The sequence below is a fragment of the Pelorhabdus sp. sgz311001 genome (assembly GCF_055901755.1).
Genome location: NZ_JBVXUT010000001.1, coordinates 666,632 through 689,273, shown reverse-complemented (window position 1 = coordinate 689,273; position 22,642 = coordinate 666,632). Strand labels below are relative to the sequence as shown.

Here is a 22,642-nt window from a genome sequence, read left to right as displayed (position 1 = left end):
CCTTGCTTAAATTTTGCCGAGGCACCGCACATAATTGCTGCCTTAAAAAACAAAAAAGCAAAAAGCATTTAAGCTTTTTGCTAGAATAGGATTTTTTTGTTCTATTATTCTCTTTCTTTTACCCGCCCCTCTTATATGGCTAAATTCTGCTTTGACGTACTTGCTAAAAAATCAGAAATACGAGCTACATTTTGCATCGCATAAAGCATCGTTTTCAAAATTGACACCATTAATACAGCACCGGTACCTTCCCCTAAGGCCATATCGGCTTTTAAAATCACATCCTCGGCCATAATATTGCCAAGTAGCAAACAGTACGCCATGCCTGGTTCTTTCGACATATGCGACGGAATTGCATAGCAATCAATTTTGCTATTTACTCTAACCGCACAAGCATAGGCTACGGCTGTAATAAAGCCATCAAGCACAAAGGGAACTTTTAGCTTGGCACATTCCAGCATACTAGAGCACATAGCTACAATGTCAAATCCACCGACACACCGTAAAATATCTTCAACGGCATGAAGTTTTACCTTATGCTTCTCTACGCCTTTCTCGACGATTTGGCGTTTACGCCGCAACGCCTCTGGCGTCTTTAGCCCAGCGCCATGACCAACCACGAACTCGGGCGGCATTCCAGTCAAGGCATGAAGCACCGCTGAAGATGTCGTCGTATTGCCTATCCCCATTTCGCCAAACGATAGTAGATTGGCTCCTTTTTCCCGAACCGCTTTTTGAACTCTTTCTCTACCAATATCCCAGGCTTTTTGAAATTCGTCCTGGCTCATGGCTTCTTCTTTCATGAAGTTTTTGGTGCCAAAAGCGACTTTCCGACAAACGCCAGCTTCTCTCGTATCACGAATGCCAATATCAATTACTTCATAAGGAATTTGATGCATTTGACAAAAACAGCTGATGGTAGCCAAGCCTGCCGCCATATTTCTGGCCTGCAAATACGTAAACTCCACCGGATCAGGCGCAATACTTTCTTCTACTACCCCATTATCAGCAGCATAAATAATGTGGTAAGGACGAATCTCCGTATGAATTTTTTCCCATGCCATCAGCACTTTCTTTAAATGTTTTTCCAGAAGCCCCAGACTGTGCAGCGGTTTTGCCGCGCCATCAATCAATTCATCCACTGTCTTTTCAAAATCCATAATCAATCCCTCCTTCAATAAAAATACCTGTCACAAGACAAACAGCACCTGCCAAAAAGGCAGGCGCTGCTTTGATTAGCTCCTATCCTTCTGGCATTCTCTCTTACGCGAAGACAAATGACAGCCATAACAGGCAGGTCTCCTGGCTAACGGCTCATCAATGTTTTGACGCCTTCCCGGTTTTCCGGTGGCATCAGCCAAAACATCTCTCCGATTACAGTGGCGCGACCGCGTCGTTTCAGAATTGCTTCTGTCCGATCTTCCCTATTCTCCTCTTTTAACAAAGAGGCACCTGTTTGGTGGCATATTATGAAATTATATCAATCTACTTCCTACTTCGGCAGAAAACTCGCGTTTCCTTGCTAAGTTGACGACTAAGCAAGAAAGTCGATAAGGCCGTAAAAAAAATCCTACTTTATTTTAAATAGAAACATTAATAGAAACAAAGGAAACAAAATAACACCGCCAGTTCTGTCACCACGCTTACAGCGCCATAAACATCACCAGTCACACCGCCCAGACAACGATTCACATACGCAGCAAATAATAAGCCGATTGCTAAGCCGCCCAGCGCAGTAAGCAGACATTTCACCCCCAAAAAGGCAAAAACAAGGGCAAAAAAGACTAATGCAATATAGAGATTGCGGTTTTGCCTATGTGAAGGAAAAACTTGTCCTAACCCACTCGGGCGAGCATAAGGAAAAAAAGTAATCGTAAAAACAATTCCCAATCTTCCTGTTGTCGGCATAGCAATTAAGGCCAAAGGTAAAACAAACGGATCAAGATCGTATAAAAAGGAGAAACGAGCTAACAGGGCTAGTGCCAGCGCTAAAGCGCCAAAAGCTCCTACCCGGCTATCTTTCATGATTTCAAGCATACGCTCGCGTTCCCGCCCCGAAAACACGCCATCAAAAGTATCCATAAAGCCATCCCAGTGCAGCGCCCCAGTAATAACGACTTCACCAATAATAAGACAAGCAATCAAAGACAACTGGGGACTGAAACCGCCAAAGCCCCAACGAGCTGCCACGAGCAAAAAGGCCAGTAAAACACCGATCAATGCGCCAATAAGCGGAAAATAACGAACACTGCGCCCAAAACTTTCTAGCGAGCTGTCATGATGGCTGAGTAGTTGAATTCTTGTTAAAAATTGAAAGCCTGTAATAAAATCACTAAACCATTGTTTCACCATGGAAAAGCCTCCACTATTGAAGCGCTATTTTTAAGATAGAAGAAAGCCCTGCACAAAAGTACAAGGCTTTGCCTATTGTTTTTTCTTATTTCAAGCTTGATCCGAGCGCATTTGCTCCTAAAATTGCGGCACGAACCGATTCTACCGTAACAGGGAAAGGTTCGTTGAATATGGTTTCGCCTGCGGCACAGCTAGCCTCTGCAACCTTCTGAATTTTTTCTTCGGTAATCTCCGTAACGCCAATATCAGCCAAAGTTACAGGCAGTCCGACTTCACGGCAGAAACGAATCACTTCTAACAATTCTTCGCGAGAGCGGTTTTCCAGCACCAGCTGCACCAACGTACCGAATGCAACTTTTTCACCATGATAATATGCATGCGTTTCTTCTAAAGCAGTTAACCCATTATGAACAGCATGGGCCGCAGCCAGACCAGAACTTTCAAAACCAAGACCGCTTAATAGCGTATTGGCTTCTACCACTTTTTCTAAAGCTTCCGTAGGCACTTTGCTTTCCGCTGCCAGTTTTGCTTGCAAACCATACTGCAGTAGCAAATCATAACAAAGTCTGGCCAATTGAAGCGCCGCCGAAGTAGAATAACCGCCAGGAAGATTTTTGCCAAAAGCTTTCGCACAAGCATCGGCTTCAAACCATGTAGCAAGTGCATCGCCCATGCCGGAAACAAGCAGCCTTACTGGCGCTTTCGCAATAATTTCTGTATCAAGCAACACAAGATCAGGGTTTTTCGGCAATACCAGATAGGATTCAAATACGCCTTCCGCTGAATAAATAACAGCTAAGGCGCTGCAGGGAGCATCAGTAGCAGCGATTGTTGGAATAATGACGACAGGCAATTTGGCATAATAAGCTGCTGCTTTAGCCGTATCAGCGGACTTACCGCCACCTACACCTAAAATGACTTCAACGCCTTTTTCCTTGATACTTTCTACGAGTCTGTCAATTTCTTGTTTGCAGCATTCACCGCTAAACTCTTCAAATAAAGCGCTAATCCCTGCCTTAGCAAAGCTTGCCTCCATAGCAGCTTTTACTGTTTTTAAACCGTTTTTTCCGCCAAGTACAAGTGCTTTACTGCCGAGCAAACTCACTTGTTCACCGATGGAATGAATAGCTCCCGGACCTTGTACATAACGGCTTGGTGAAATCATAATCTTATTCATCTACAGTTCCCCCATTCGATATCCTTCCTCAGCCTCGAGAAAAATTGTTCAATTCTTATTCTTATTATAATACGGAATGGGAAAGAGATCGAAGCTACATATTTGCGGCATTATAAAAAATATTTGCGCATCTCCCAACTACAGAAAATTGCATTCAGCAATTATTTTTCACATTATAGGCTTATCTTGCCAACTTCCGCAAATCGGCCTGTCCTTCTCTTGTTTCCCCTCTTTTGAAATGATAGGATGAAGGAGATGAATGGAAAACAGGGAGCTGATTGAAATGGAAAACCAAGTACATGAGTATTTTATGGCGCCGATCAGCTTGATCGGAAGAGGTTGTCTAGAAAAACTAGCCGACTATCTAAAACCGATGAAGCTAAGAAAAGCGCTTATTGTAAGTGACAAATTTCTGGTTCAAAGCGGCTTGATTCGCCGTCTCACTGATACGTTAGAAAGTGTTGGACTTTTCTATGTAATCTATGACGGCGTAAATCCTAATCCTACTGTTAACAACGCGAATTACGGACTGAAACTTTTTAAAGACAACGGCTGTGATTTTCTGATTTCTTTTGGCGGCGGTTCACCGCACGATTGTGCGAAGGCCGTAGCCTTCCTAGCTACAAACGGCGGGCAAATTAACGATTATGAAGGATTAAATAAACTGAAACAACCATCAGCAATAATGATTAGTGTGAATACTACCGCTGGAACAGGCAGTGAATTGACTCGTTTCTGTGTTATTACCGATGAAGAACGTCATGTAAAAATGACAATTTCCGATTGGCGTATTACGCCCCGCATTGCCATCAATGATGCTACACTCATGGTTGACATGCCCCCCTCTTTAACAGCAGCTACCGGCATGGATGCCTTGACCCACGCCATTGAAGCTTACGTATCAACAAACGCTACGCCTGTTACGGACTGCAAAGCCCTAAAAGCCATCGAGCTCATTGCCAATCACCTACCAACAGCTGTCCATGATGGAAAAAACCTGCATGCTCGGGAAATGATGATTAATGCCGCTTACCTTGCTGGGATTGCCTTCAATAATGCCAGTGTCGGTTATGTTCATTCAGCGGCCCATCAATTAGGCGGCTTCTATAATCTGCCCCATGGTTTATGCAATGCCATTATGCTGCCAGTTGTTGCCGAATTCAATGCAAAAGAAACCCAGGAAAAGTTCCGCGATATCAGCGAAGCATTTGGCATCAAAACGATGAATATGACGCTGGAACAAAGTGCCCAAGCCGCAATTATTGCGATCCGCACACTGTCTAAGGAAGTAGGAATACCAGCTGGGCTTAGAGAAGTACGCGGCTTTAATGAGAAAGATATTCCACTTCTCGCTGCGAATGCTCTCAAAGACATGTGCAGCTTAACGAATCCACGCCAAGCTACCCAGGAACAAATGGAGGAACTCTTTCGAGCTGCCATATAACTAAGTGCATAATCCAAAAACAGATTTTATAAAAAAGACGGTCAGCTTCTAAACAAGCTACCGTCTTTTTGTCGACTCTACAATGATATAAAACCGCTTTGCTTATTTTTCTTTAGCCAAAGTGTAGATATCTCCCGCCATCGTAGTGACTTCATTCATATTCTCGGTAACCTTTTCAATTGCGACAGTTTGCTCTTCAACTGTTTTTAACGTATCATTTCCCATAATTACCGTTTTTTGTACCGATCCCTGAATAATATCGGTAAATTCCCGAATTCTCCCGATAGTTTGTTTTGAATTATCCGATAATTTCTGTATTTCCCTAGCCACTACGCCAAAGCCTAGCCCGGCTTCACCGGCCCGAGCTGCTTCAATCGCCGCATTTAAGCCGAGAAGTCTTGTCTCGTCAGCAATGTCTTTAATAAATCCCATAACCTCATTAATTTGCCGTGATACAGTATCAACCTGATTTATTTCAGCATTCAGACTGGTTTGATTCTGCCTGACATCAGATGCCGAAGCGGCAAGTTCTTGCGTCATCGCTGAAATCTGCAAAATACTCGTATTAATGGAGCTAGCCATTTGTTGCAATTTATATTGCTGGTGTCCTAACTTAGATAAAGTATTAGCAACTAAAAATAAAACCTTTGCCGCCGCCTCTACATTTTTTCTTGGCGCCACCTTCACTTTCTCTAAGGCAGCAACATAAGCATTGGAATCAACGCCAATTTCCTGAGCGATTTTACGATAGAGTTCTTCTTCTGGCTGATCCGTCAAAATTTGTCCGCCTACAATCGTCCCAATTTGCCTTCCCTCTAGCAGAATCGGCGCGGCAAAATCAACTAGCCCAGCATGACAATCGTAAATCGCGGGCTTACCAGTCTGCGCCGACTGCTCCCCGCCGATTTTATCACATTCTTTACATCGCTTTAATCCCAAATCAGAACCGCGCGTATACTTCATGCAAAAATCCGTAAAATTACTCGGCTGCGTCACAGGCTCTCCAGTCGTATCAACAGTAATACTTGCTACACCGACGGCTTCAGCAAAATTATCTTGAAACTCCTGCAAAAACTTTAAGTCCACAATATCCGATAAAACGATTTTTTCGTCTTCTGACTCTTTCATCTGCGATGACCTCACTTTCCAAGTGTGATATTAGCCAAACATAGCAATTCCGAGCGGCGTAACAAGCAAAGGATGAGGCGGCACATGAACTGGCCTGCCAAAGGCCTTCCCGAATTCTTCACCAAAGTTTGTTAAATAAGCGGTTCCGCCAACTACATAGACAGGATAATCGTTATACTCCTCATATCCTGTTAGCATTTGCTGCACAACGGTCGCCATTTTTTCAATCACAGGCAGAATCACTGGCAAGATCTGACGATGACGACTTACATCCTTTTTCAAAGCTTCCGCTTCCTCTGTACTAATTTTAAAAGCGCCAGCAAGGACCAGCGTAACATGGGTACCGCCTGTAGCTTCATCTTTTGATAAGACAATTTCACCATCCTTTAGTACAGCCACCCCAGTCGTACCACCGCCAATATCCACAACAATACCATGAGTAATTCCCAAGGCTTTCGCAGCAGCGACTGGTTCATCAATTTGACAGATTGGATCAAGTCCGGCTCCAGCAATAACGTGACCGCAAGCGGCGGCATTACGCCCTACCGTTCCCGGGGGAATAGCCGTTGCCCCTTTGTCTAAAGTAAAACCAAGAATCCCCTCGACTTCCGCTTTTAGCTTCTCCACAATCATCGTAGCCCCGCGAAAATCAACGACTAAACCGTCTTTGACGACAGAAGCCCACTCCATACTACCAGCTACAGGATTTCCCGCTTCATCGGTTACGACAAGAACTACGTCCGCTGTCCCCAAATCCACACCAACCTTATACGGGCCTGGTAGCTTTGCTGCTGTTTTGGTTGCAATTAAATGTTGTAATTGCTCAATTTTCTCATAGGCCTCCATACTACAAAACTCCTTTCTTTGCTTGCACTTTTCCTTAAACAGGAAAAAGAGTCATTAGAAGCTGTACACATAAACCGCCAAGCATGCCAATAAAGGGATCGGTAATCGCTGTCATAGCCATAGTAACACCGCCTACGATAGCGCTAGATGAACCAATACCGCCAGCTAAAGCAAAACCGGCATTCGTTGGAACCGTTACAATAACACCTAATACAAGTAGAAATCCACTAATTGATTCACCGGAAACATAACGCCCTAGTTTTGGCAGCATGCCGCTTACTAAGATAATAGCCATAAGGCTCATCATCAGGACCCCTGAAGCAACAGGATGCGGTGCCGCCCCAGTTGCCGAAATAATAGCTTGTACAGGACCGCCGCCAAAGAGCGACGAACCCATATCAGCTAAACTACTAACAATTGTTAGGTGATCTAGATTAATATCACTTTGTGCCAAAGTTTTAGCAGTAATACTGCCAAAAGCGATATTAGCGCCAATATTTAAAGCGCAAATTGCCAAAGCACCGCGAATCACGCGCCGATTAAAAATAAATTTTTGTAAAACAAAGCTTTCTTTATTTTTGTCACTAAGCGTAGGCTGACTTCCTGTAAAAAAACATCCTGCCAAAGAAGCGGCCAGAACAGAAATAACAATCGTATAAACAAGCTTGTCCGCAGGATTCGGCGTCATATAATAAGCTGCCAGAGCGGTTGCAACCGACACAAAACCAACGACTGGTCGCCTTATCACCATATCTACGGCAACACGAGCTAAGATAATGCCAACACCGGCCATCATTCCGCTAGTAATAACCGGCCCAATAAAGGTTACAAGTGCTTGAAAAAATCCTAGTAAACCAATGATAAGTAAAATGAAACCTTCTAAAAAAATAATAGAAAAGCGCTCTTGCGGCGTATTTCCTAATGTCCCAGCTAAGGTGATCGTTTCCGCCTGAAAGGAAATCGGTGAAACCAGTCCCAACAAACCGCAACCGATAGCCCCGATAGCAAAACCAATCGCAGTCGGAACAGCAGCAAACCCAAAAGTTAAGGCATACAATCCAGCAGGCAGACCATTTAAAATTACGCTAAACGCCGCTAAAATATCTTGTAACGTCACCTAAAATCCCCCATTATGTTAAAAGTCTGTTAATTTAATTCGCCTGCTCCCTATCGCCCTCCTACTAGCTCGGCTTGTTTTGACAGAAAACTATCGAAACTTGTAAAAAAAGTTCTATATTCCCTAAAAAGGATATCTACGGAAAAAAAGAAGCTGCCGTAGCAGCTCTTTATAGAAAAATATTGCTTTAGATATTTTCACTGTTTTTTTCGGACTGACGTGAGCGTACCGCATGTCGATACTGATTTGGCGTCATTTCTACAGCCTGGCGAAAGACACGGCTGAAATAGCTGGCATCTTTATAGCCGACTTCAGTTGCAATCCGAACTGCTGTGTAATCGGAATTCTGCAGCATTTTTTTTGCCTTATCAATACGAACCTTTGTGAGAAAATCCACAAAATTATAACCTCTTTCTTGCTTAAACAGGCGACTGAAATAAAACGGACTGAGATGAACCGTTTGCGCGACTTCCTCTAACGAAATATTTTTATGGTAATTTCTCACAATATATTCGCAGGCCTTATGAATCACTCGAACATTCATACTGGCTCGATTATCGAGCATGTTATCAACAAGTTTATCTAAGAGATCATGCAGCCATTCCTCAACCTGCTGTTTATTCGTACATTCCTGCAATTGATCCAAATAATTAAAATTCAGCAACGTAAGTTTCTCAAGACTAGCTCCGCCCTCAACAGCCGCTCGCGAAGTCACAATAATTAGTTCTAAAACACAAGCCTTAACAATTTCTATACTTGCATGTTTGGAAAAGATTTCGTTAAGTAACAGGCCCAAGGCCTCTTGCGCCTTAGTTCGATCACCGCAACGAATCTGTTCAAGCAAAACTCGTTCATATTGAAAAGGATATTGCAACGGCCCTTCCGTTAAATGAGGAATATCCTTAATATGAATAATTTGATTATCGCCGAAATAAAAACGTTGGCGCTTCGCTGCCACAGCTTCCACATAGGATTTGTGGATCTCGCAAATTTCTTTATAATAGTTACCAATCCCAATCGTTACACTGAGATTTAAATCGGTTGCAATAGAATCACGAATCAGCGCCGCTTTTTCGCGCGCCAATTTTTCAATCATTGTCTCATCAGATTCTACAAAACTAAGTAATATAATAAAATTATCACTGCCAAGAGGCGTTACTAAAACATCACTGCCAAGCAGTTCTTTTATATAATGATGTACTTTCTGCTTAATCACTTGCCGTTCTAGTTCCGTTCCCTGACGTGTAATCTGGCGAAAGTTATCAATATCCGCTACTAGGGCCACGCTGGGATCCACCGGTACCCCTAGGAAACGATAGCGTTCTCGCAAAGTTTCTTTATCACAAATTGAGCCGGAAATCAGATCATACACAAACGACATTTGGATAAAGGGAAGTGCCGCCGTTACACTAGCCCGAAGTTGCTCTTCTTCTATTTTCTTTGCCCTCACTGCACTAATTTTCCGACTTACCGTGCCTAAAGTTGCAATAATATCATCAGGCCGCACCGGTTTTAACAAATATTCGACGGCACCGATCTTTAGCGCCGCCTTAGCATAAGAAAATTCATCGAAGGCAGTTAAAATTACGATACAAGTATCAGGTAATTGCTCATGAATCTGCTTAGCTGCATCAAGACCATTCATTCCTGGCATGCGAATATCCATAAGGACAATGTCCGGTTTGTGAAGCGCCGCTAATTCGCAGGCGCTAGCGCCATCGCCTGCCTCTGCAATAATTTGTATATTAGGGCAGTGTTTTTCAATAATAAATGTAAGAGCTTTTCTTTCTAGTTTTTCATCATCTACAATCAACAGCTTATCCATAGCATTCTCTCCCAAATCAATGATTTATGCACAATGGTAAGGTAAGTGAATTTCCACCGTTGTTCCTTCCCCCAAAACACTATCAATTTTCACACCGTATTCACTGCCAAAGTAGTGTTGAATCCGTTTATGAACATTTAAAATTCCTAGTCCAGTTGTCTGACCATGAGTTTCTTTCCGTTTTTCCGCCTGAAAGATTGTATTAATTTTTTCTTGCGGTAAACCAACTCCTGTATCAACGACAGAAATCATAACATGATCGCCATAGCGTTTTGCTGAAATCTTCACTTTACCGCCTTCTACTTTTCTTTCCAAACCATGAATAATCGCATTTTCAATCAAAGGTTGCAAAGTAAGTGCCGGCACTTTGATATCGGCAATTTGAGGATCCACATCAATAACAGCGCGAATTCGTTCCCCAAAACGCACTTTTTGAATCGTCAAATAGTCAGTAATCGATTTAATTTCTTGCTCCAACGTACGTAAATCATCCATATCTCTAAGATTATTGCGCAATAAATCCGCTAACGCATAAACAACTTCCTGTGTTTGCGTCGCGCCTTCCAATAATGCCAAACGAGCGATTGTATTTAAAGTATTAAAAAGAAAATGCGGATTCACTTGCGACTGCAACGCCTTAAGCTCTGTAGCACGAAGCATTGCTTCCAAATCAGCTTTTGCTTTCATTTCCTCCATAAGCAAATTGCCTGAAATATTAGCAGCTCCAATCTCGACAATATAGTTAGCCATAATATACATGAGATCAGCCGCCGCTTGAATCCGTTTTTTAGCAATTACTTTTACTTCATTAAAAGCTTCGCCTAATTGGTCGTTGTCAATCGCCAAGTCTGCTGTAAAATCAAACATTTCATCTTTAGCCTTGCTCTCTTTCGGCGCTACTAAAACCTGTCCGCCCAAAAAAGCGCCAATATATTGGTCTTGTACAATAATCGGCGCCGCAAGATCAGTAAGTCCCGCATGGCAACGGTATACTGATGGTTTTTGATGACGGCGACCACCCTGATCATCACAGTTGATGCACCGTTCTAACCCTTTTGCCGTTGATCTGACAATTTTACAAAAACGAGTGAAATTGCTAGGACGTGTAATCGGATTGCCCTCAGCATCAACAATAACCGCAGCGAGACCTGTCGCATCAGAAAATTTATCTTGTATTTCCTGTAAAATTTGAACATTGACCGTCTCTCCTAAGGTCAATTGATTCGTACGGTTCATCTTTTTCCCTCCTTACTGAACTTCTTATCCATACCTTGCAAAGTAAAGTAAAAGGATTCAAAAATAATCCTTTAGTTATAGTAAAAAGAGAAGCAAAAATTATCAATTTAATAGCAAATTATTGAATCATCATACTATTTCGCCAAACTCTTCCAATTTCCTATAAATCGCCAAACAATAGCAATATAGTTATATCCAATGTAAAAATAATACCGTAAATTCTTTTTAGTTCTTTTGCTTCTCGCATTTTCATAAAACAAAAATAAAATTCACTTAATAAAAATCTCAGAATATAACAACTTTTAATGAAACTATATAAAAGCATCGCAAAAAATGGTACACTTTATTATATTAAATGATTACATTACTCACTTAGGAGGTTACAAATCATGATACTTTTTAAATGGAATAGCCAACTCAGCGTACACATCGATAGTATCGATGAAGAACATAAAGAGATTTTTTCCATGCTGAATGCGCTCCATGATGCCACTAAAGATAAAGATCAAATTCATAACTTAGAAGCTCTCCTTGATGAGGTCTTGGTGTTTTTAAAAAATCATTTTTTTCACGAGGAAAAATTTATGCTGCATCATAAATATCCCAGTTATTCCCTACACAAAAAGGCCCATAAAAATTTATTTGAACAAGTCCAAAATTATAAAAACCAAATGAATGTAAACAATCCTTTCATCTGTAATCAAATTCTTCAACTTTTACGTGATTCAATCACTCCTCACATTTATTCACTTGATAAAGGATATGCACAATTTATAGCAAAAAGTATGAAAACAAAATATGCTTCGAAAGAATCTTCTTGATAAAAAGAGACTGTCAGCATTTCGCCGACAGTCTCTTTTAACAAGGAAGTCTAAAATTTATTGTTTTGCATAAGCTTTTGTTGCATCCCAACGCCACTGCCAATTCTTCACATACTGTTCAGCCAGCGCCTTATTACCACGAAGAATTAAACAATTTTCAGCATTGCTGTTCTCCGCCGAATACGTAAAATTAAAGCTCCCTGTAATGACATCCATTCCATCAATAATCATAATCTTACTATGAGCAATTTGAAAATCCGAATCAACTTTCATTAAAATTCCGCTATCGGCGATTGAATTAAGCAATTCTTTTTCTTTCTTCTCTCTAGCGGTCTCCTTATCATCATTATCAATATTACTTTTATCAATAATAATCCGCACATCGACGCCACGTTTTTTAGCAGCAATCAAGGCATCAATAATTTCTTTTGAAGTAAAACTATAGGCTTGTACTTGTACAGATTTTTGCGCTTTTCCCAGTTCGCCTACAATCATATTAGTAACACCACCCTTAGGGCTAAATGCTACATCAACAGAACCTGCCGCTGCGACAGTGTGAACGCCTTTTAATCCATCTGGCATAACAGCTGTTTGTTTAGCGGCATTTTTAGTTTCCGCTGAAGAAACAGGCGTTTTATTGGTACAGCCAGCTATAAAGCCAACAGCAAGCGCCGTAAATACAACAACACTTGTAACGGCATATTTTCTAACTGATTGACTGAAAACAGTACTTCTTTTACGCTCCATCCTTTTCTCCTTTGAAAATAAAATCCCAGCTTTACCAGAAAGCTCGAATTGTTTATTATATAACTTGTAAAACCGAATACATGTGCATAAATAAGCCGCTTGCAATTACAGCCGCAACACCGAGTCCCCAAAACAAATAGTGCATAAGATCAATCCCTTCTAACCATTTCCATTTTATTTTTAAAAATCGTATCTAAAAAATAAGTTTTCTCCATATCCATATATATTATACTATATATTATGTAAAATTAGTGTAACTTTTTTTCTATTTACCATTCTATGCTAGGAATCTCATTTTGTATTGTAATAATTTCATGTACAGATTCCTTCCTCATCCCCAAAACATGACACTTCCTGCAATAATAAAAAGTATATTCACAGCTACTTTGAACTCTATTTTCTGGATAGAGACAACCATCCAGGGTCGATTTGGGCAAAATCCCCATAGCCTTCTGACATTTTTGACAGATCATCTGCATCGCCTCCTTAGTATTCCCTGACCAAAAATATATAATAATAAGATAAATGAGATCTTTTAACAGGATGTTTCTTCCGGCAGCTTGCCGTTCTTGTTTTCTTGTTCCTCTTGAGTATAGTGTAATAGAACTAAAGTAAAGTTGCTTCTGTCAAAAGATATATTTTTCTAATAATTATTATTCAATAAAAATATAGGTTTAATAAGGCTTTGACATGATTTCTAGAACAATAAAGAACTATACCTAAAGTTATAAAAAACAATAAAAAAACGCTCTATTCAGCTGCAAAAGCCAAATAAAGCGTATCTTACGTCAAAATCGTTTCTCCATATCGATTTAATTTTTTAAAATTATTCCTTACCATATTGGGATAATAATTTGCATAGCAATATGAACATAAATGCATACACGTGTTATATTGTCCTATATCCTTACTTACGATACATTCACAGGCGGCTCTTTGCCCTGTATCTTTTAGATTAACAACTCGTTTTGCACGAGGGGGCGCTGAAAATAAATCCATTTGAACTCTTTCATATCCTAAAAATTCCATAAGCCTTTTATCATGAGAAAAACACTTTAGCATTAATTCATCATCAATGCATTTATTGGCCATAATCCCATACTTTTGTAAGTTAATCGCTTCGCCACAAGTTGCGATAGATAAATTCCACTTTTTATTGATAGCCTGAATTCCCTTCGCCATTTCTAAAATAGCTTCGTTCGTAAATACTTTATATTCTATACCTGCTCTTTTTAAATTTTTTTGCACCTTGGGATACCCCTGGATGTCGGCAAAGCTAATCACAAGTTTATTTGTATATTGATATAATGAGTCACCTACTTTTTCAACTCTTGCTAACAGTGTACTTATATCCAAGCTATTTGTTAAAATTAAAGGATCAAATCGCCATAGGACTCGCTCTTTGCCTATCTTATTAGATAATTCGATAAATGTATTAATTCTTTCATCTAAAGGCGGTACATTGGGTTCCAAGCCTTCCGCCTCATAATCATTGACAGTGTAAGTAAAGTAGAAGTTTAACCCTTTATTACTTATATCATCTAAATATGTAATGATTGGCCTAGGATTTTTTGTCCAAAACACGATAACTCTCGTCTTTTCAAAAGAAACATATTGTGAATAACTTGCATAAAATGGATTCATCCATTTTACATATCCTGCATTGAGCCGATTCATAAACCATTCGGAATGAAACGCAGGAATATCAGTTGCACGGCTTGCCGAAATAATGATTGGCGCAATCGCTTCAACCTTTTCGCCATCATCCGTAGTAATTATTAACTTATCCCAGCCTTTAACAGCCACAATAATTATCTCCTTTACGCTCGCTTTTCTAAATAGAAGGACCAAACCAGCAATGAGAAATAAAAAGAGAAACGCCAGATAGCATTTCTCTCCATAATACTTCATACAATCAATCACAATTTATTTCATATTTTTTTATTTTCTCGGTAAGCAATTATATCTGCCACGGTAACGACTACCATATTATTCGCTTCAGCAAACTCTATAATTTCCGGCAACCGCGCCATTGTGCCATTCGGATTGGTCAGTTCACATAAAACTCCATAAGGTTTCAAGCCTGCGAGCCGCATTAAATCAACATTCGCTTCTGTATGGCCTGGTCTTTCTAATACTCCGCCTGGCTTAGCTCTTAATGGGAAAATATGTCCTGGCCGCCGAAGCTTATCAGGATTTACAGGATCAGAAATTGCCGCTTTCACTGTCATTACACGATCAGCTGCTGAAACACCTGTCGTAACGCCCTCTGCTGCTTCAATGGAAACTGTAAAAGGAGTTTGAAAGCTACTTGTATTAACCTCTACCATCATTGGTAACTCCAATGCCCGAACTCTTTCTTCAGGCAAACACAAGCAGACAATTCCACTGCCTTCACGAATCAACATTGCCATTTGCTCATTTGTCAAAGACTCTGCAGCAAAGAAGATATCGCCTTCGTTTTCCCTACCCGCATCATCAGTAACTAAAATTCCTTGGCCGCAGCGCAGTGCATTAAGAGCTGCTTCCACTCGCATGGCGGCACTTTCATATTCAGTAAGAAAAATTTGATTCATAGTATACTTCCTCCTAATAGTTTAGTAGGACTTACTAGAATCAGGGCACAGATACAGACAGCTTATTCATTACAAAAATAATAAACCTATAGTGCATCAGTTTTCTGTCTATTGAAAATAAAATTAGCTGACTGCTTTATCCTCTTTCATCCGGACTGTACCGTCGGCACTGGTTTTTCACCAGTTCTGCTGTCCTCTTAATATCAAGAGCGCTCGCGGGCTCCTCAGTAGTAACTGAGATACCGCCGGTGGGGAATTTCACCCCGCCCTGAGAATAAGTCACTAAGTATATGATATTCCTGAAAGTTTATATTTGTCAATTTTTATATCAATTTTTTTATCTCAGTATTTCTGTTTTAAGTAGCCTTCTCACATTTTTCTAACTATCTTTTTGTCCAGTTTGCTTTCGTACCTTTTTGAATTAGGTATATTTTTATTTTTTGAGCATAAAAAATATAAGGAATAGTTGTGACCTATTCCTTAATAAACTTGGAGGTGGTCTTATGAAAATTTCTATCGACTTAACCATCCAAGACTTCGTAATTCTCCTCTTCCTAATTATCGACTTCATTTTAATGCTCTGATTTGAATTAGCCTCAGCCTCTGGTTGAGGCCTCTCTTTTGCCATTATATACGTATCGTGAAAGATTTATTACTGACTTGCTTAAGAAAAACCATGGCCAAACCTCAAAAAATTATACAATTTGAATGGATCACTGCCTAATAACATCCTATTCATACCCAAGCAAATATCATCACTAAGATTTATAACAAAAAAATACCGCCATTACGGCGGAAAATGAGGGAATAACTGTGTACAAGGGAACTTATTTGAAACGTATCTGCCCATTGGGTCAAATCGTTTATTTAACTTAGTTTCATTATAGCAAAAAATTCCTTATGTATTGTTATGGCTAGGTTAAGTTACGGTTAAGCTACAAGGTTTCTGCTGCCTACTTTTGAATCCATTAAGGCAGTACCTCTTGCTACCCACTTAGTAGAAAAAGCTATTGCCATGATCCTTATATTATAACTATACTTATGAAAATTAAGGAAAAACTAATGCATCGTTCGCGTCAAAATCAAAAAAGGGATTCCAAGCTACTTCCCATAAATGGCCATCGGGATCAGCAAAATACCCACTATAACCTCCCCAAAATACCATTTGCGCTTCTTTCATTATCTTACCGCCTGCCTGTTCGGCTTGTTGAAGTATATGATCTACTTCTTTTTTGGTTTTTGTATTATGAGCTAAAGTAATCCCTGAAAAACCAGCTCCTCCTGCGTTTACCATTGCATCTTTAGCAAGTTCATTAATGGGAAATAAGGCTAACCCGACACCGCCTAGGTCAAAAAAGACTATACTTTCTTGACTAGCTTTTGAAGGAGTCCATCCTAACCCTTCTTGATAAAATTTGCGTGAAATCTCCATATCTTGAACGCCTAAAGTAATCAAAGTAATTTTCTGTCTCAATTAGACCTCTCCTCCACATAAATGTTTAAGATTATTATCTTATAGCTTTCTATACCTGTCCAGTAGACGTATTATTCTCAATATCCAAGCGAATTTTCGTCATAAGGGACTCGGCAAGGGACAACTTAACATAATATAAAAACAGCGTAAGGCCTCAAAGCCTTACGCTGTCTATGTTTGTTTGGTGGAGATAAGCGGGATCGAACCGCTGACCTCTTGAATGCCATTCAAGCGCTCTCCCAGCTGAGCTATACCCCCATAGCTATTAACTATACATAACTAAAACATTATGTATAATTACTTTATTTAGTATAAAAGATTTCTGAAAAATACGCAAGTATCTAGCAAGATTTTTTTTGCAAATATGTTTGAATTGCCTTATCGCTTTTTAAGGGTCGGCCAAAAATATATCCCTGTATACAATCACAATGAAACAGTCTAAGTAAATTTAATTGTTCTGCTGTTTCAACTCCTTCAGCGACTACCGTCATTTCCAAACTATGGCCCAAGGAAACAATGGAGCCAACTATATTTAACTGCATTTGATCCATACTAATTTGATCTACAAAAGATTTATCAATTTTAAGAATTGTCGCTGGCAAATCCCTTAAATATGTTAAAGATGAATAGCCTGTGCCAAAATCATCTAAAGATATACCTACGCCTAACGAACGCAACTGAGATAGTTTTTTCACGCTCAGTTCCATTGATTCAATCAAATTACTTTCTGTTACTTCCAGCTCTAGTTGTTTTGCCTCAATCCCCGCCTTTTCAATACTGTGACAGACCGATTCAACAAAATCCTCTGACGCAAGCTGCCGTGAAGAAATATTTACAGCCACATGTATACTATCCCTGCCTAAATCAGCTAAATCCTTCGCAAATAAACAGGCCTCTTGTAACACCCAGCGCCCAATAGGCACAATCAATCCACTTGCTTCAGCCAAAGGAATAAACCGCGCTGGTGAAATTTGCTGATAAATCGGATGATACCAGCGCAACAATGCTTCAAAGCCCCAAACATCATTGCTTTGCAAAGACATTAACGGTTGAAATTCTAAATAAAGCTCCCCTTTCTCCAAAGCCTGCCGTAAAGCATTTGTTAAAATAACTTTTTCTGATGCTTCCTGGAGCAATGCCGGTTCATAAAATCGCCAGCAATTTCTCCCTGCCTGCTTAGCAGCATACATAGCACTATCAGCGCGTTTTAAAATTTCTTCGGCATTATCAGCATCTTCTGGATAAACAACAAGACCGATACTAGCCGACAAATGAAGTTTTTCGCCTGCTGCCACATATTCCTGGCACAAGGCCTTAACAAGTTTTTCAGCAAGAAGCGCCGCTTGTACTCTGCTTTCTACACCTGAAGCAATGACAATAAATTCATCGCCGCTAATACGCGCAACAAATGCTTCTGTTTCTACAGCATTGCGAATATATAAAGCCGCCTGTTTAATCACTTCATCGCCAGCTAAATGTCCTAGCGTATCATTAACAGATTTTAAATCATCTAAATCAACAAAGAGAACCGCACCTTTTCTTTGCAATCTTTGCGCCAAAACTAGCTCATCTTGAAGCCGGTTGGATAAACTAGCCCGATTGGGTAAACCAGTAAGACTATCATGAAAAGCGATCGTACGAATTTGTTCCTGAGCCGCTGCTCGTTGCAACGCAAGCGCTGCCAAGTCACTGAACTGCCGCAAAACAGCGACCTCATCAGGGCGAATAGGATAAACTTCATCAAACCAGCCTGCAACTAGAATTCCCTTTACACAGCCTTTTTCTTTAAGCGGCAGCATAATGATACTAGACAACCGTTCACAGCCTGGCTTCATGGCCCGCTTCTGATATTGACGATAATCACTGATTTGAATCATTTCACCACTGTCATAAACAAGACGCTGCAAAGTTTCATCGGCAGCTAAATGTTCCATACTTTTCGACTCATCTTGACCAAAAATATAGTGAATTACCAGCGTTTTCTCTTGTTCACCGTAGAGACCAATATAACCGCCAGGTGCCTTAATCAACTGCAGTGCATCACGTAATATCAGGGACAAGAGTGCACCAAAATCTTCTGCTTCACAGGTAAGCAAACTCGTAATCGCCCCATATTGGCGTTCTCGCCGCAAAAGCTCTTGCTCCGTCTGACAGCGAATCGCTACTTCCGACTCTAACTTTCGATTGATATCAAGCAATGTCTCATTCATGGCCCGTACTTCTTCATTCATCGCTACAAGCTCTTGATTGGCCGCCACTATTTCTACCGTACGTTCTTCCACTTTTTGTTCCAGACTTTCTTGCGAAAACCGCATTGTCCGAATCATTTGATTAAAATGGTAAGTAAGTAACCCGATTTCATCATGCGTAGAAATTTTCGCCTCTACTTTAAGGTCTCCTGCCGTAACTTGCCGTGATAGATTCGTTAAATGCAAAATGGGCCGAGAGAAATGACGTGATAAAATGACAGCGAAAATCGCTGAAATCGCTGCAATGAGCAACACAAAATAGCGTTTCCATTCAATTTGCGCATAAATAGGCTGTAAAAAAACATCCTCTGGTTGCAAAAAAACAATAAACCACGGAACTGAGCCAATCCTGGTAGACACACCAGCCATAGGCTCTCCCTGTTGATCAGGAAATGGAATCGTAAAATACGGCGCTGGCGAATCAATTTTCCCTAAACCTTCGTGCAGTAACGCATCAGATTTGATAAGTTCATGAGTAATTTGCGTTTTTCGACTATCAGCAAGAACACGAAAATTTTCATCAAGCAAAATAGCGAAAGACTCCGGTCCATTCTGAATGAAGTTTTTATTAAGTAAATTATGCAAAATTTCTGCACGATACTGCAAAACGAGAACACCAGTCTGTCGCCCTGCCTGATCTAAAACCGGACAGCTAAAATAGAAAAATCCCTTCTCTAAAGTATCTTGTGAAAGCTCCAACGAAGATACATAAGGCGCCCCTGTTGCTAGGGCTTCCTGAAAATAAGAAAAATGAGAAAAATCACGACCAATTTTGTCTTCATCGGTATCAAGAATGTCTTTCCCTGCTAAATTGATCAAGCCGTAAGAAACAATATAGGAACGGTCACGATTTCGGAATGATTCCAGTATCGCCATCGTTCGATCATAGGCATCGGCTTTTGGGGCCGTCGAATTTTTCAAAGCAAAATAATCAGCTAAATCAGGTAATCTTGCCTCCACTGCAAGAATTGTTTTATTTGATTGAATAAAGGTATCAATACCTGATGCAGTTTGAAAAGAAGCCGAATACAGCGAACGATAAGCATCCTCAATTAAAATCTGTTTATCATCAAAGTACTCTAGCGTTTCCATAAAATGCAGTGGAACAAGCGAAAGAAGTAAAAAAGCCAACAGAAATTTAGCCTGTAGCGAATAGAGCAACCGCTTTAGCTTAAAAGCCCAAAAAGGTCTCATTCCTGTCACCTCATTCTAAATTCCTATTTTCTTGCCTCATGTAAAATTCTATCGATGAAGTCTTTTCCTAAAGAGCTCTCCCATTGTTTATAAATACCTTGTGAAGTTTTCTGAAAGGGCACTAAAGACGGCCGACGAATATCCATGCCTAAAGCTTCCATTGTTTGCAAATTTTGCGTTTCCCGTTCATAGTTTAATTGACGTTGCTCACTGGCAAAGCGAAGTGCGCCTTCCCGTAACAAATTCTGTAGGTCTGGCGATAATCTGCGCCAAGTTTTTTCACTTATAATAAGGGGTGTCGCTTCATATTTATAGTCAAGTATTGTCAGATACTTTTGCACCTTATAAAACTCATTGCTATAAATCGTACTAATTGGATTTTCCTGTCCATCAATTTCTTTGCGTTGCAATGCAGGATATACTTCGGGAAAAGCCATAACAACCGGACTCGCTCCATAGGCGCGCAAAATTGCTAAAGTCATGGCATTTTCAGGAACACGAATTTTCAGACCTTTAAAATCTTCGATCCTTTCAATTGGCTGTTTATTGTTAGTAAATTGCCTAAAACCATTATCCCAGTAGGCCAAAAGTCGAATGCCTCGTTGCGGCAAACTTTCTGCTAACTCCTCGCCAATTTTTCCATCTAATAATGTTGCTACTGATTGCCGAGAGGAAAATAAGAAAGGTAGCTCCAACGCCGCTAATTTTGGTTCATAACTAGCAAGAACGCCTGGTGCCGTAATTACCAGATCCAAAGATCCAGTTATTGCCATCTCCGTCATCTGTTTATCAGTTCCTAAGGACTCACCAGGAAAAAGTTCTATTTTTATCTTGCCTTGGCTTTGTTCATAAATCCAAGTAGAAAATCGTTCCGCCATAACATGCCGCGTACTTGTTGTCGGTTGTCCATAACCTAATCTAAGCACATATTCCGGTTTTTTTTCACTAAAAGAACTACAGCCTACCATAGTCACCATAAAGATTGCCAAAATAGTCGCCCCAAGCAATACTTTTTTCATGGCTATCCCTCCAGCTTCTTTTAGTGCAATAGCCGCAACGCTTTCAAAATTTCTTACTACTTCAAATCATCCGCACCCTCTTTTACCGCTCTAATTCGTCAAAAAAAATCAAAAACCTTTCTATTTTTCAAACAAAAGGCCAAATAAAACAAAAAGACTTTGCGCATCAAGCACAAAGTCTTTTTGTTTTATTTGGTGGAGATAAGCGGGATCGAACCGCTGACCTCTTGAATGCCATTTATGATCTACATAAAATATAGATAATTATAGTTTAGAAAAATCAGCACTTCTAACATGTTCTAACCATATACTTATAGTTGTTTGAGACTGTAACGGTTAGAAAAATGTTGGAAGCTGCAAAGTTATCACATCAAATAACAAGACCATGACTATTCTGGATTTTTCTTTTTATGATACGACCGTACAAATCATCGAGCATAGAAAACCTTTGTCTACTATTCGTTGTGTCCGTATCATCCCAATTGACAGTATTAATATCGTCGACCTGGTACCATAACTAAGTATATGACCTATTAAAATGAAAGCTAAACCCTAAAAGAGAACAAAAAGCCAAACTAATTTTATTTATTCTCGACTGTTGCGGCCGCCTCTTTTTCCATTGCAGCTATTTCTTGTTCAGGCACAATTACAGGACTTATTGCTTCTATAATCTTATCAATATCAGTACAATATGGAAGTCTTATTCCCTTCTCGAAGTTATCTAAATAGATTTGGGCTTGAGAAATTATTGTTTTTATGTCCCTTTCAATAATTTCCATTATCAATTTATAGTATTCATCTTCCAAAAATCGATACTTTTCAAGATATGCCTTTGTTATTGGAAACATTTTGGTATAATGTAATCCATGCTTTCTCCCCTTTTGAGTACTTTTTCTTACAGGCAAAGAGTAATATTGCTCTTTCGGAGTTGTTCCAGATATATTAGAACGAAACGGAATAGCAAAGTCTCGTTTCTTCCCCTTATATTTAAGTTTTAATATTAACAGATATGGTCTCCTGTTTCCTTTATTGTCCAACAACTCTTCTTCAAATGAACAAAGTTCAAAAAAGGCTTTTGCAATGGAAGTAAATTTCATACTTGTCCTCCCCAAGTGCTATAAAAAAATCCCTCTTTTTTAAGAGGGATTTTTTTATAGCACATACTCGTGAGTAATACTCTACATTTTCACGACCCCGTCACTCTCGGAGGTCAAACATCATAGTGAGTGATATTCTACGTTTCGTCACCCCGTCACTCTCGGAGGTCAAACATACCGGTGAATGATATTCTATGGTATCCCACTCCGTCATTCTCGGAGAAAATACATATCTTACTTATAGTATAGATAGTATTAGGATTTGTGTCAATAAAATCTAAAGCAAAATTTTATTCTATCCATAAAATAATTTTTTATACTTTAATTGCTCAAAGTGGTG

General features: G+C 39.9%; 17 protein-coding genes, 1 tRNA gene and 2 riboswitches. Of the genes, 2 read left to right on the top strand and 16 right to left on the bottom strand.

Going from position 1 to position 22,642, the window contains the following annotated elements:
- Window positions 1-131: 131 nt before the first annotated feature.
- From AC0MXB_RS03540 to AC0MXB_RS03530, 3 genes are all read right to left on the bottom strand, one after another.
- The gene (locus AC0MXB_RS03540) at window positions 132-1,160 is read right to left on the bottom strand and encodes a nicotinate-nucleotide--dimethylbenzimidazole phosphoribosyltransferase (protein WP_474038230.1); all 1,029 of its coding nucleotides are present in this window, start codon (window positions 1,158-1,160) and stop codon (window positions 132-134) included.
- A gap of 115 nt (window positions 1,161-1,275) precedes the next feature.
- Window positions 1,276-1,471, bottom strand: a riboswitch (cobalamin riboswitch).
- A gap of 122 nt (window positions 1,472-1,593) precedes the next feature.
- Window positions 1,594-2,352, bottom strand: coding sequence for an adenosylcobinamide-GDP ribazoletransferase (gene cobS, locus AC0MXB_RS03535; protein ID WP_474038229.1), 759 nt, complete (start codon window positions 2,350-2,352; stop codon window positions 1,594-1,596).
- A gap of 85 nt (window positions 2,353-2,437) precedes the next feature.
- Window positions 2,438-3,529 carry a glycerol dehydrogenase gene (locus tag AC0MXB_RS03530; RefSeq protein WP_474038228.1) on the bottom strand — a complete coding sequence of 364 codons (1,092 nt, stop codon included), beginning with the start codon at window positions 3,527-3,529 and terminating at the stop codon, window positions 2,438-2,440.
- A gap of 283 nt (window positions 3,530-3,812) precedes the next feature.
- Here AC0MXB_RS03530 and AC0MXB_RS03525 point away from each other — a divergent pair, with 283 nt between their 5' ends.
- Entirely contained in the window at window positions 3,813-4,973 is a 1,161-nt protein-coding gene (locus AC0MXB_RS03525; RefSeq protein WP_474038227.1) for an iron-containing alcohol dehydrogenase, read from the top strand.
- Between the two features lie 102 nt (window positions 4,974-5,075).
- On the opposite strand, the gene AC0MXB_RS03520 is transcribed toward AC0MXB_RS03525, so the two are convergent.
- From AC0MXB_RS03520 to AC0MXB_RS03500, 5 genes are all read right to left on the bottom strand, one after another.
- Window positions 5,076-6,101 (bottom strand): PocR ligand-binding domain-containing protein, encoded by a 1,026-nt coding sequence (locus tag AC0MXB_RS03520; RefSeq protein ID WP_474038226.1) that lies wholly within the window; start codon window positions 6,099-6,101, stop codon window positions 5,076-5,078.
- 30 nt (window positions 6,102-6,131) lie between these two features.
- Window positions 6,132-6,947 (bottom strand): ethanolamine utilization protein EutJ, encoded by an 816-nt coding sequence (eutJ, locus tag AC0MXB_RS03515; RefSeq protein ID WP_474038225.1) that lies wholly within the window; start codon window positions 6,945-6,947, stop codon window positions 6,132-6,134.
- A 34-nt stretch (window positions 6,948-6,981) separates the two neighbouring features.
- Complete coding sequence (locus AC0MXB_RS03510) at window positions 6,982-8,064, bottom strand: hypothetical protein (protein ID WP_474038224.1); 1,083 nt, start codon at window positions 8,062-8,064, stop codon at window positions 6,982-6,984.
- A gap of 187 nt (window positions 8,065-8,251) precedes the next feature.
- A complete protein-coding gene (locus AC0MXB_RS03505; RefSeq protein ID WP_474038223.1) occupies window positions 8,252-9,889 on the bottom strand; it encodes a response regulator in 1,638 nt (545 codons plus the stop codon).
- A gap of 24 nt (window positions 9,890-9,913) precedes the next feature.
- Window positions 9,914-11,125: a sensor histidine kinase gene (locus AC0MXB_RS03500; RefSeq protein ID WP_474038222.1), complete on the bottom strand. Its 1,212-nt coding sequence runs from the start codon at window positions 11,123-11,125 to the stop codon at window positions 9,914-9,916.
- Window positions 11,126-11,514: 389 nt separating this feature from the next.
- Between AC0MXB_RS03500 and AC0MXB_RS03495 the strand changes: the two genes are divergently transcribed.
- Window positions 11,515-11,946, top strand: a complete 432-nt coding sequence (locus tag AC0MXB_RS03495) for a bacteriohemerythrin (RefSeq protein WP_474038221.1) — start codon at window positions 11,515-11,517, stop codon at window positions 11,944-11,946.
- A 57-nt stretch (window positions 11,947-12,003) separates the two neighbouring features.
- Here the strand turns inward: AC0MXB_RS03495 and AC0MXB_RS03490 are convergent, their stop codons facing one another.
- The 8 genes from AC0MXB_RS03490 to AC0MXB_RS03455 all read right to left on the bottom strand — a co-directional run bounded on the left by AC0MXB_RS03490 (window position 12,004) and on the right by AC0MXB_RS03455 (window position 22,302).
- Window positions 12,004-12,693: a phospholipase D family nuclease gene (locus AC0MXB_RS03490; protein ID WP_474038220.1), complete on the bottom strand. Its 690-nt coding sequence runs from the start codon at window positions 12,691-12,693 to the stop codon at window positions 12,004-12,006.
- A gap of 783 nt (window positions 12,694-13,476) precedes the next feature.
- Window positions 13,477-14,499 (bottom strand): DUF1848 domain-containing protein, encoded by a 1,023-nt coding sequence (locus tag AC0MXB_RS03485; RefSeq protein ID WP_474038219.1) that lies wholly within the window; start codon window positions 14,497-14,499, stop codon window positions 13,477-13,479.
- Between the two features lie 125 nt (window positions 14,500-14,624).
- Window positions 14,625-15,269, bottom strand: a complete 645-nt coding sequence (ribB, locus tag AC0MXB_RS03480) for a 3,4-dihydroxy-2-butanone-4-phosphate synthase (protein WP_474038218.1) — start codon at window positions 15,267-15,269, stop codon at window positions 14,625-14,627.
- A 134-nt stretch (window positions 15,270-15,403) separates the two neighbouring features.
- A riboswitch (FMN riboswitch) is annotated at window positions 15,404-15,549 on the bottom strand.
- Between the two features lie 768 nt (window positions 15,550-16,317).
- Window positions 16,318-16,743: a VOC family protein gene (locus AC0MXB_RS03475; protein ID WP_474038217.1), complete on the bottom strand. Its 426-nt coding sequence runs from the start codon at window positions 16,741-16,743 to the stop codon at window positions 16,318-16,320.
- 182 nt (window positions 16,744-16,925) lie between these two features.
- A tRNA-Ala gene (locus AC0MXB_RS03470) sits at window positions 16,926-17,001 on the bottom strand.
- Window positions 17,002-17,084: 83 nt separating this feature from the next.
- Complete coding sequence (locus AC0MXB_RS03465) at window positions 17,085-20,186, bottom strand: EAL domain-containing protein (protein ID WP_474038216.1); 3,102 nt, start codon at window positions 20,184-20,186, stop codon at window positions 17,085-17,087.
- A 23-nt stretch (window positions 20,187-20,209) separates the two neighbouring features.
- Entirely contained in the window at window positions 20,210-21,205 is a 996-nt protein-coding gene (locus AC0MXB_RS03460) for a TRAP transporter substrate-binding protein (protein WP_474038215.1), read from the bottom strand.
- Window positions 21,206-21,786: 581 nt separating this feature from the next.
- On the bottom strand, window positions 21,787-22,302 hold the full coding sequence (locus tag AC0MXB_RS03455) for a hypothetical protein (RefSeq protein WP_474038214.1): 516 nt from the start codon (window positions 22,300-22,302) through the stop codon (window positions 21,787-21,789).
- Window positions 22,303-22,642: the final 340 nt, after the last annotated feature.

What these genes read in the sequence shown, in the direction of transcription:
- AC0MXB_RS03490 (WP_474038220.1), bottom strand. Translation starts at nt 12,693, where the DNA reads ATGGAGCGTAAAAGAAGTACTGTTTTCAGTCAATCAGTTAGAAAATAT.
- AC0MXB_RS03460 (WP_474038215.1), bottom strand. Translation starts at nt 21,205, where the DNA reads ATGAAAAAAGTATTGCTTGGGGCGACTATTTTGGCAATCTTTATGGTG.
- ribB (WP_474038218.1), bottom strand. Translation starts at nt 15,269, where the DNA reads ATGAATCAAATTTTTCTTACTGAATATGAAAGTGCCGCCATGCGAGTG.
- AC0MXB_RS03540 (WP_474038230.1), bottom strand. Translation starts at nt 1,160, where the DNA reads ATGGATTTTGAAAAGACAGTGGATGAATTGATTGATGGCGCGGCAAAA.
- cobS (WP_474038229.1), bottom strand. Translation starts at nt 2,352, where the DNA reads ATGGTGAAACAATGGTTTAGTGATTTTATTACAGGCTTTCAATTTTTA.
- AC0MXB_RS03520 (WP_474038226.1), bottom strand. Translation starts at nt 6,101, where the DNA reads ATGAAAGAGTCAGAAGACGAAAAAATCGTTTTATCGGATATTGTGGAC.
- AC0MXB_RS03465 (WP_474038216.1), bottom strand. Translation starts at nt 20,186, where the DNA reads ATGAGACCTTTTTGGGCTTTTAAGCTAAAGCGGTTGCTCTATTCGCTA.
- AC0MXB_RS03455 (WP_474038214.1), bottom strand. Translation starts at nt 22,302, where the DNA reads ATGAAATTTACTTCCATTGCAAAAGCCTTTTTTGAACTTTGTTCATTT.
- eutJ (WP_474038225.1), bottom strand. Translation starts at nt 6,947, where the DNA reads ATGGAGGCCTATGAGAAAATTGAGCAATTACAACATTTAATTGCAACC.
- AC0MXB_RS03525 (WP_474038227.1), top strand. Translation starts at nt 3,813, where the DNA reads ATGGAAAACCAAGTACATGAGTATTTTATGGCGCCGATCAGCTTGATC.
- AC0MXB_RS03505 (WP_474038223.1), bottom strand. Translation starts at nt 9,889, where the DNA reads ATGGATAAGCTGTTGATTGTAGATGATGAAAAACTAGAAAGAAAAGCT.
- AC0MXB_RS03530 (WP_474038228.1), bottom strand. Translation starts at nt 3,529, where the DNA reads ATGAATAAGATTATGATTTCACCAAGCCGTTATGTACAAGGTCCGGGA.
- AC0MXB_RS03500 (WP_474038222.1), bottom strand. Translation starts at nt 11,125, where the DNA reads ATGAACCGTACGAATCAATTGACCTTAGGAGAGACGGTCAATGTTCAA.
- AC0MXB_RS03495 (WP_474038221.1), top strand. Translation starts at nt 11,515, where the DNA reads ATGATACTTTTTAAATGGAATAGCCAACTCAGCGTACACATCGATAGT.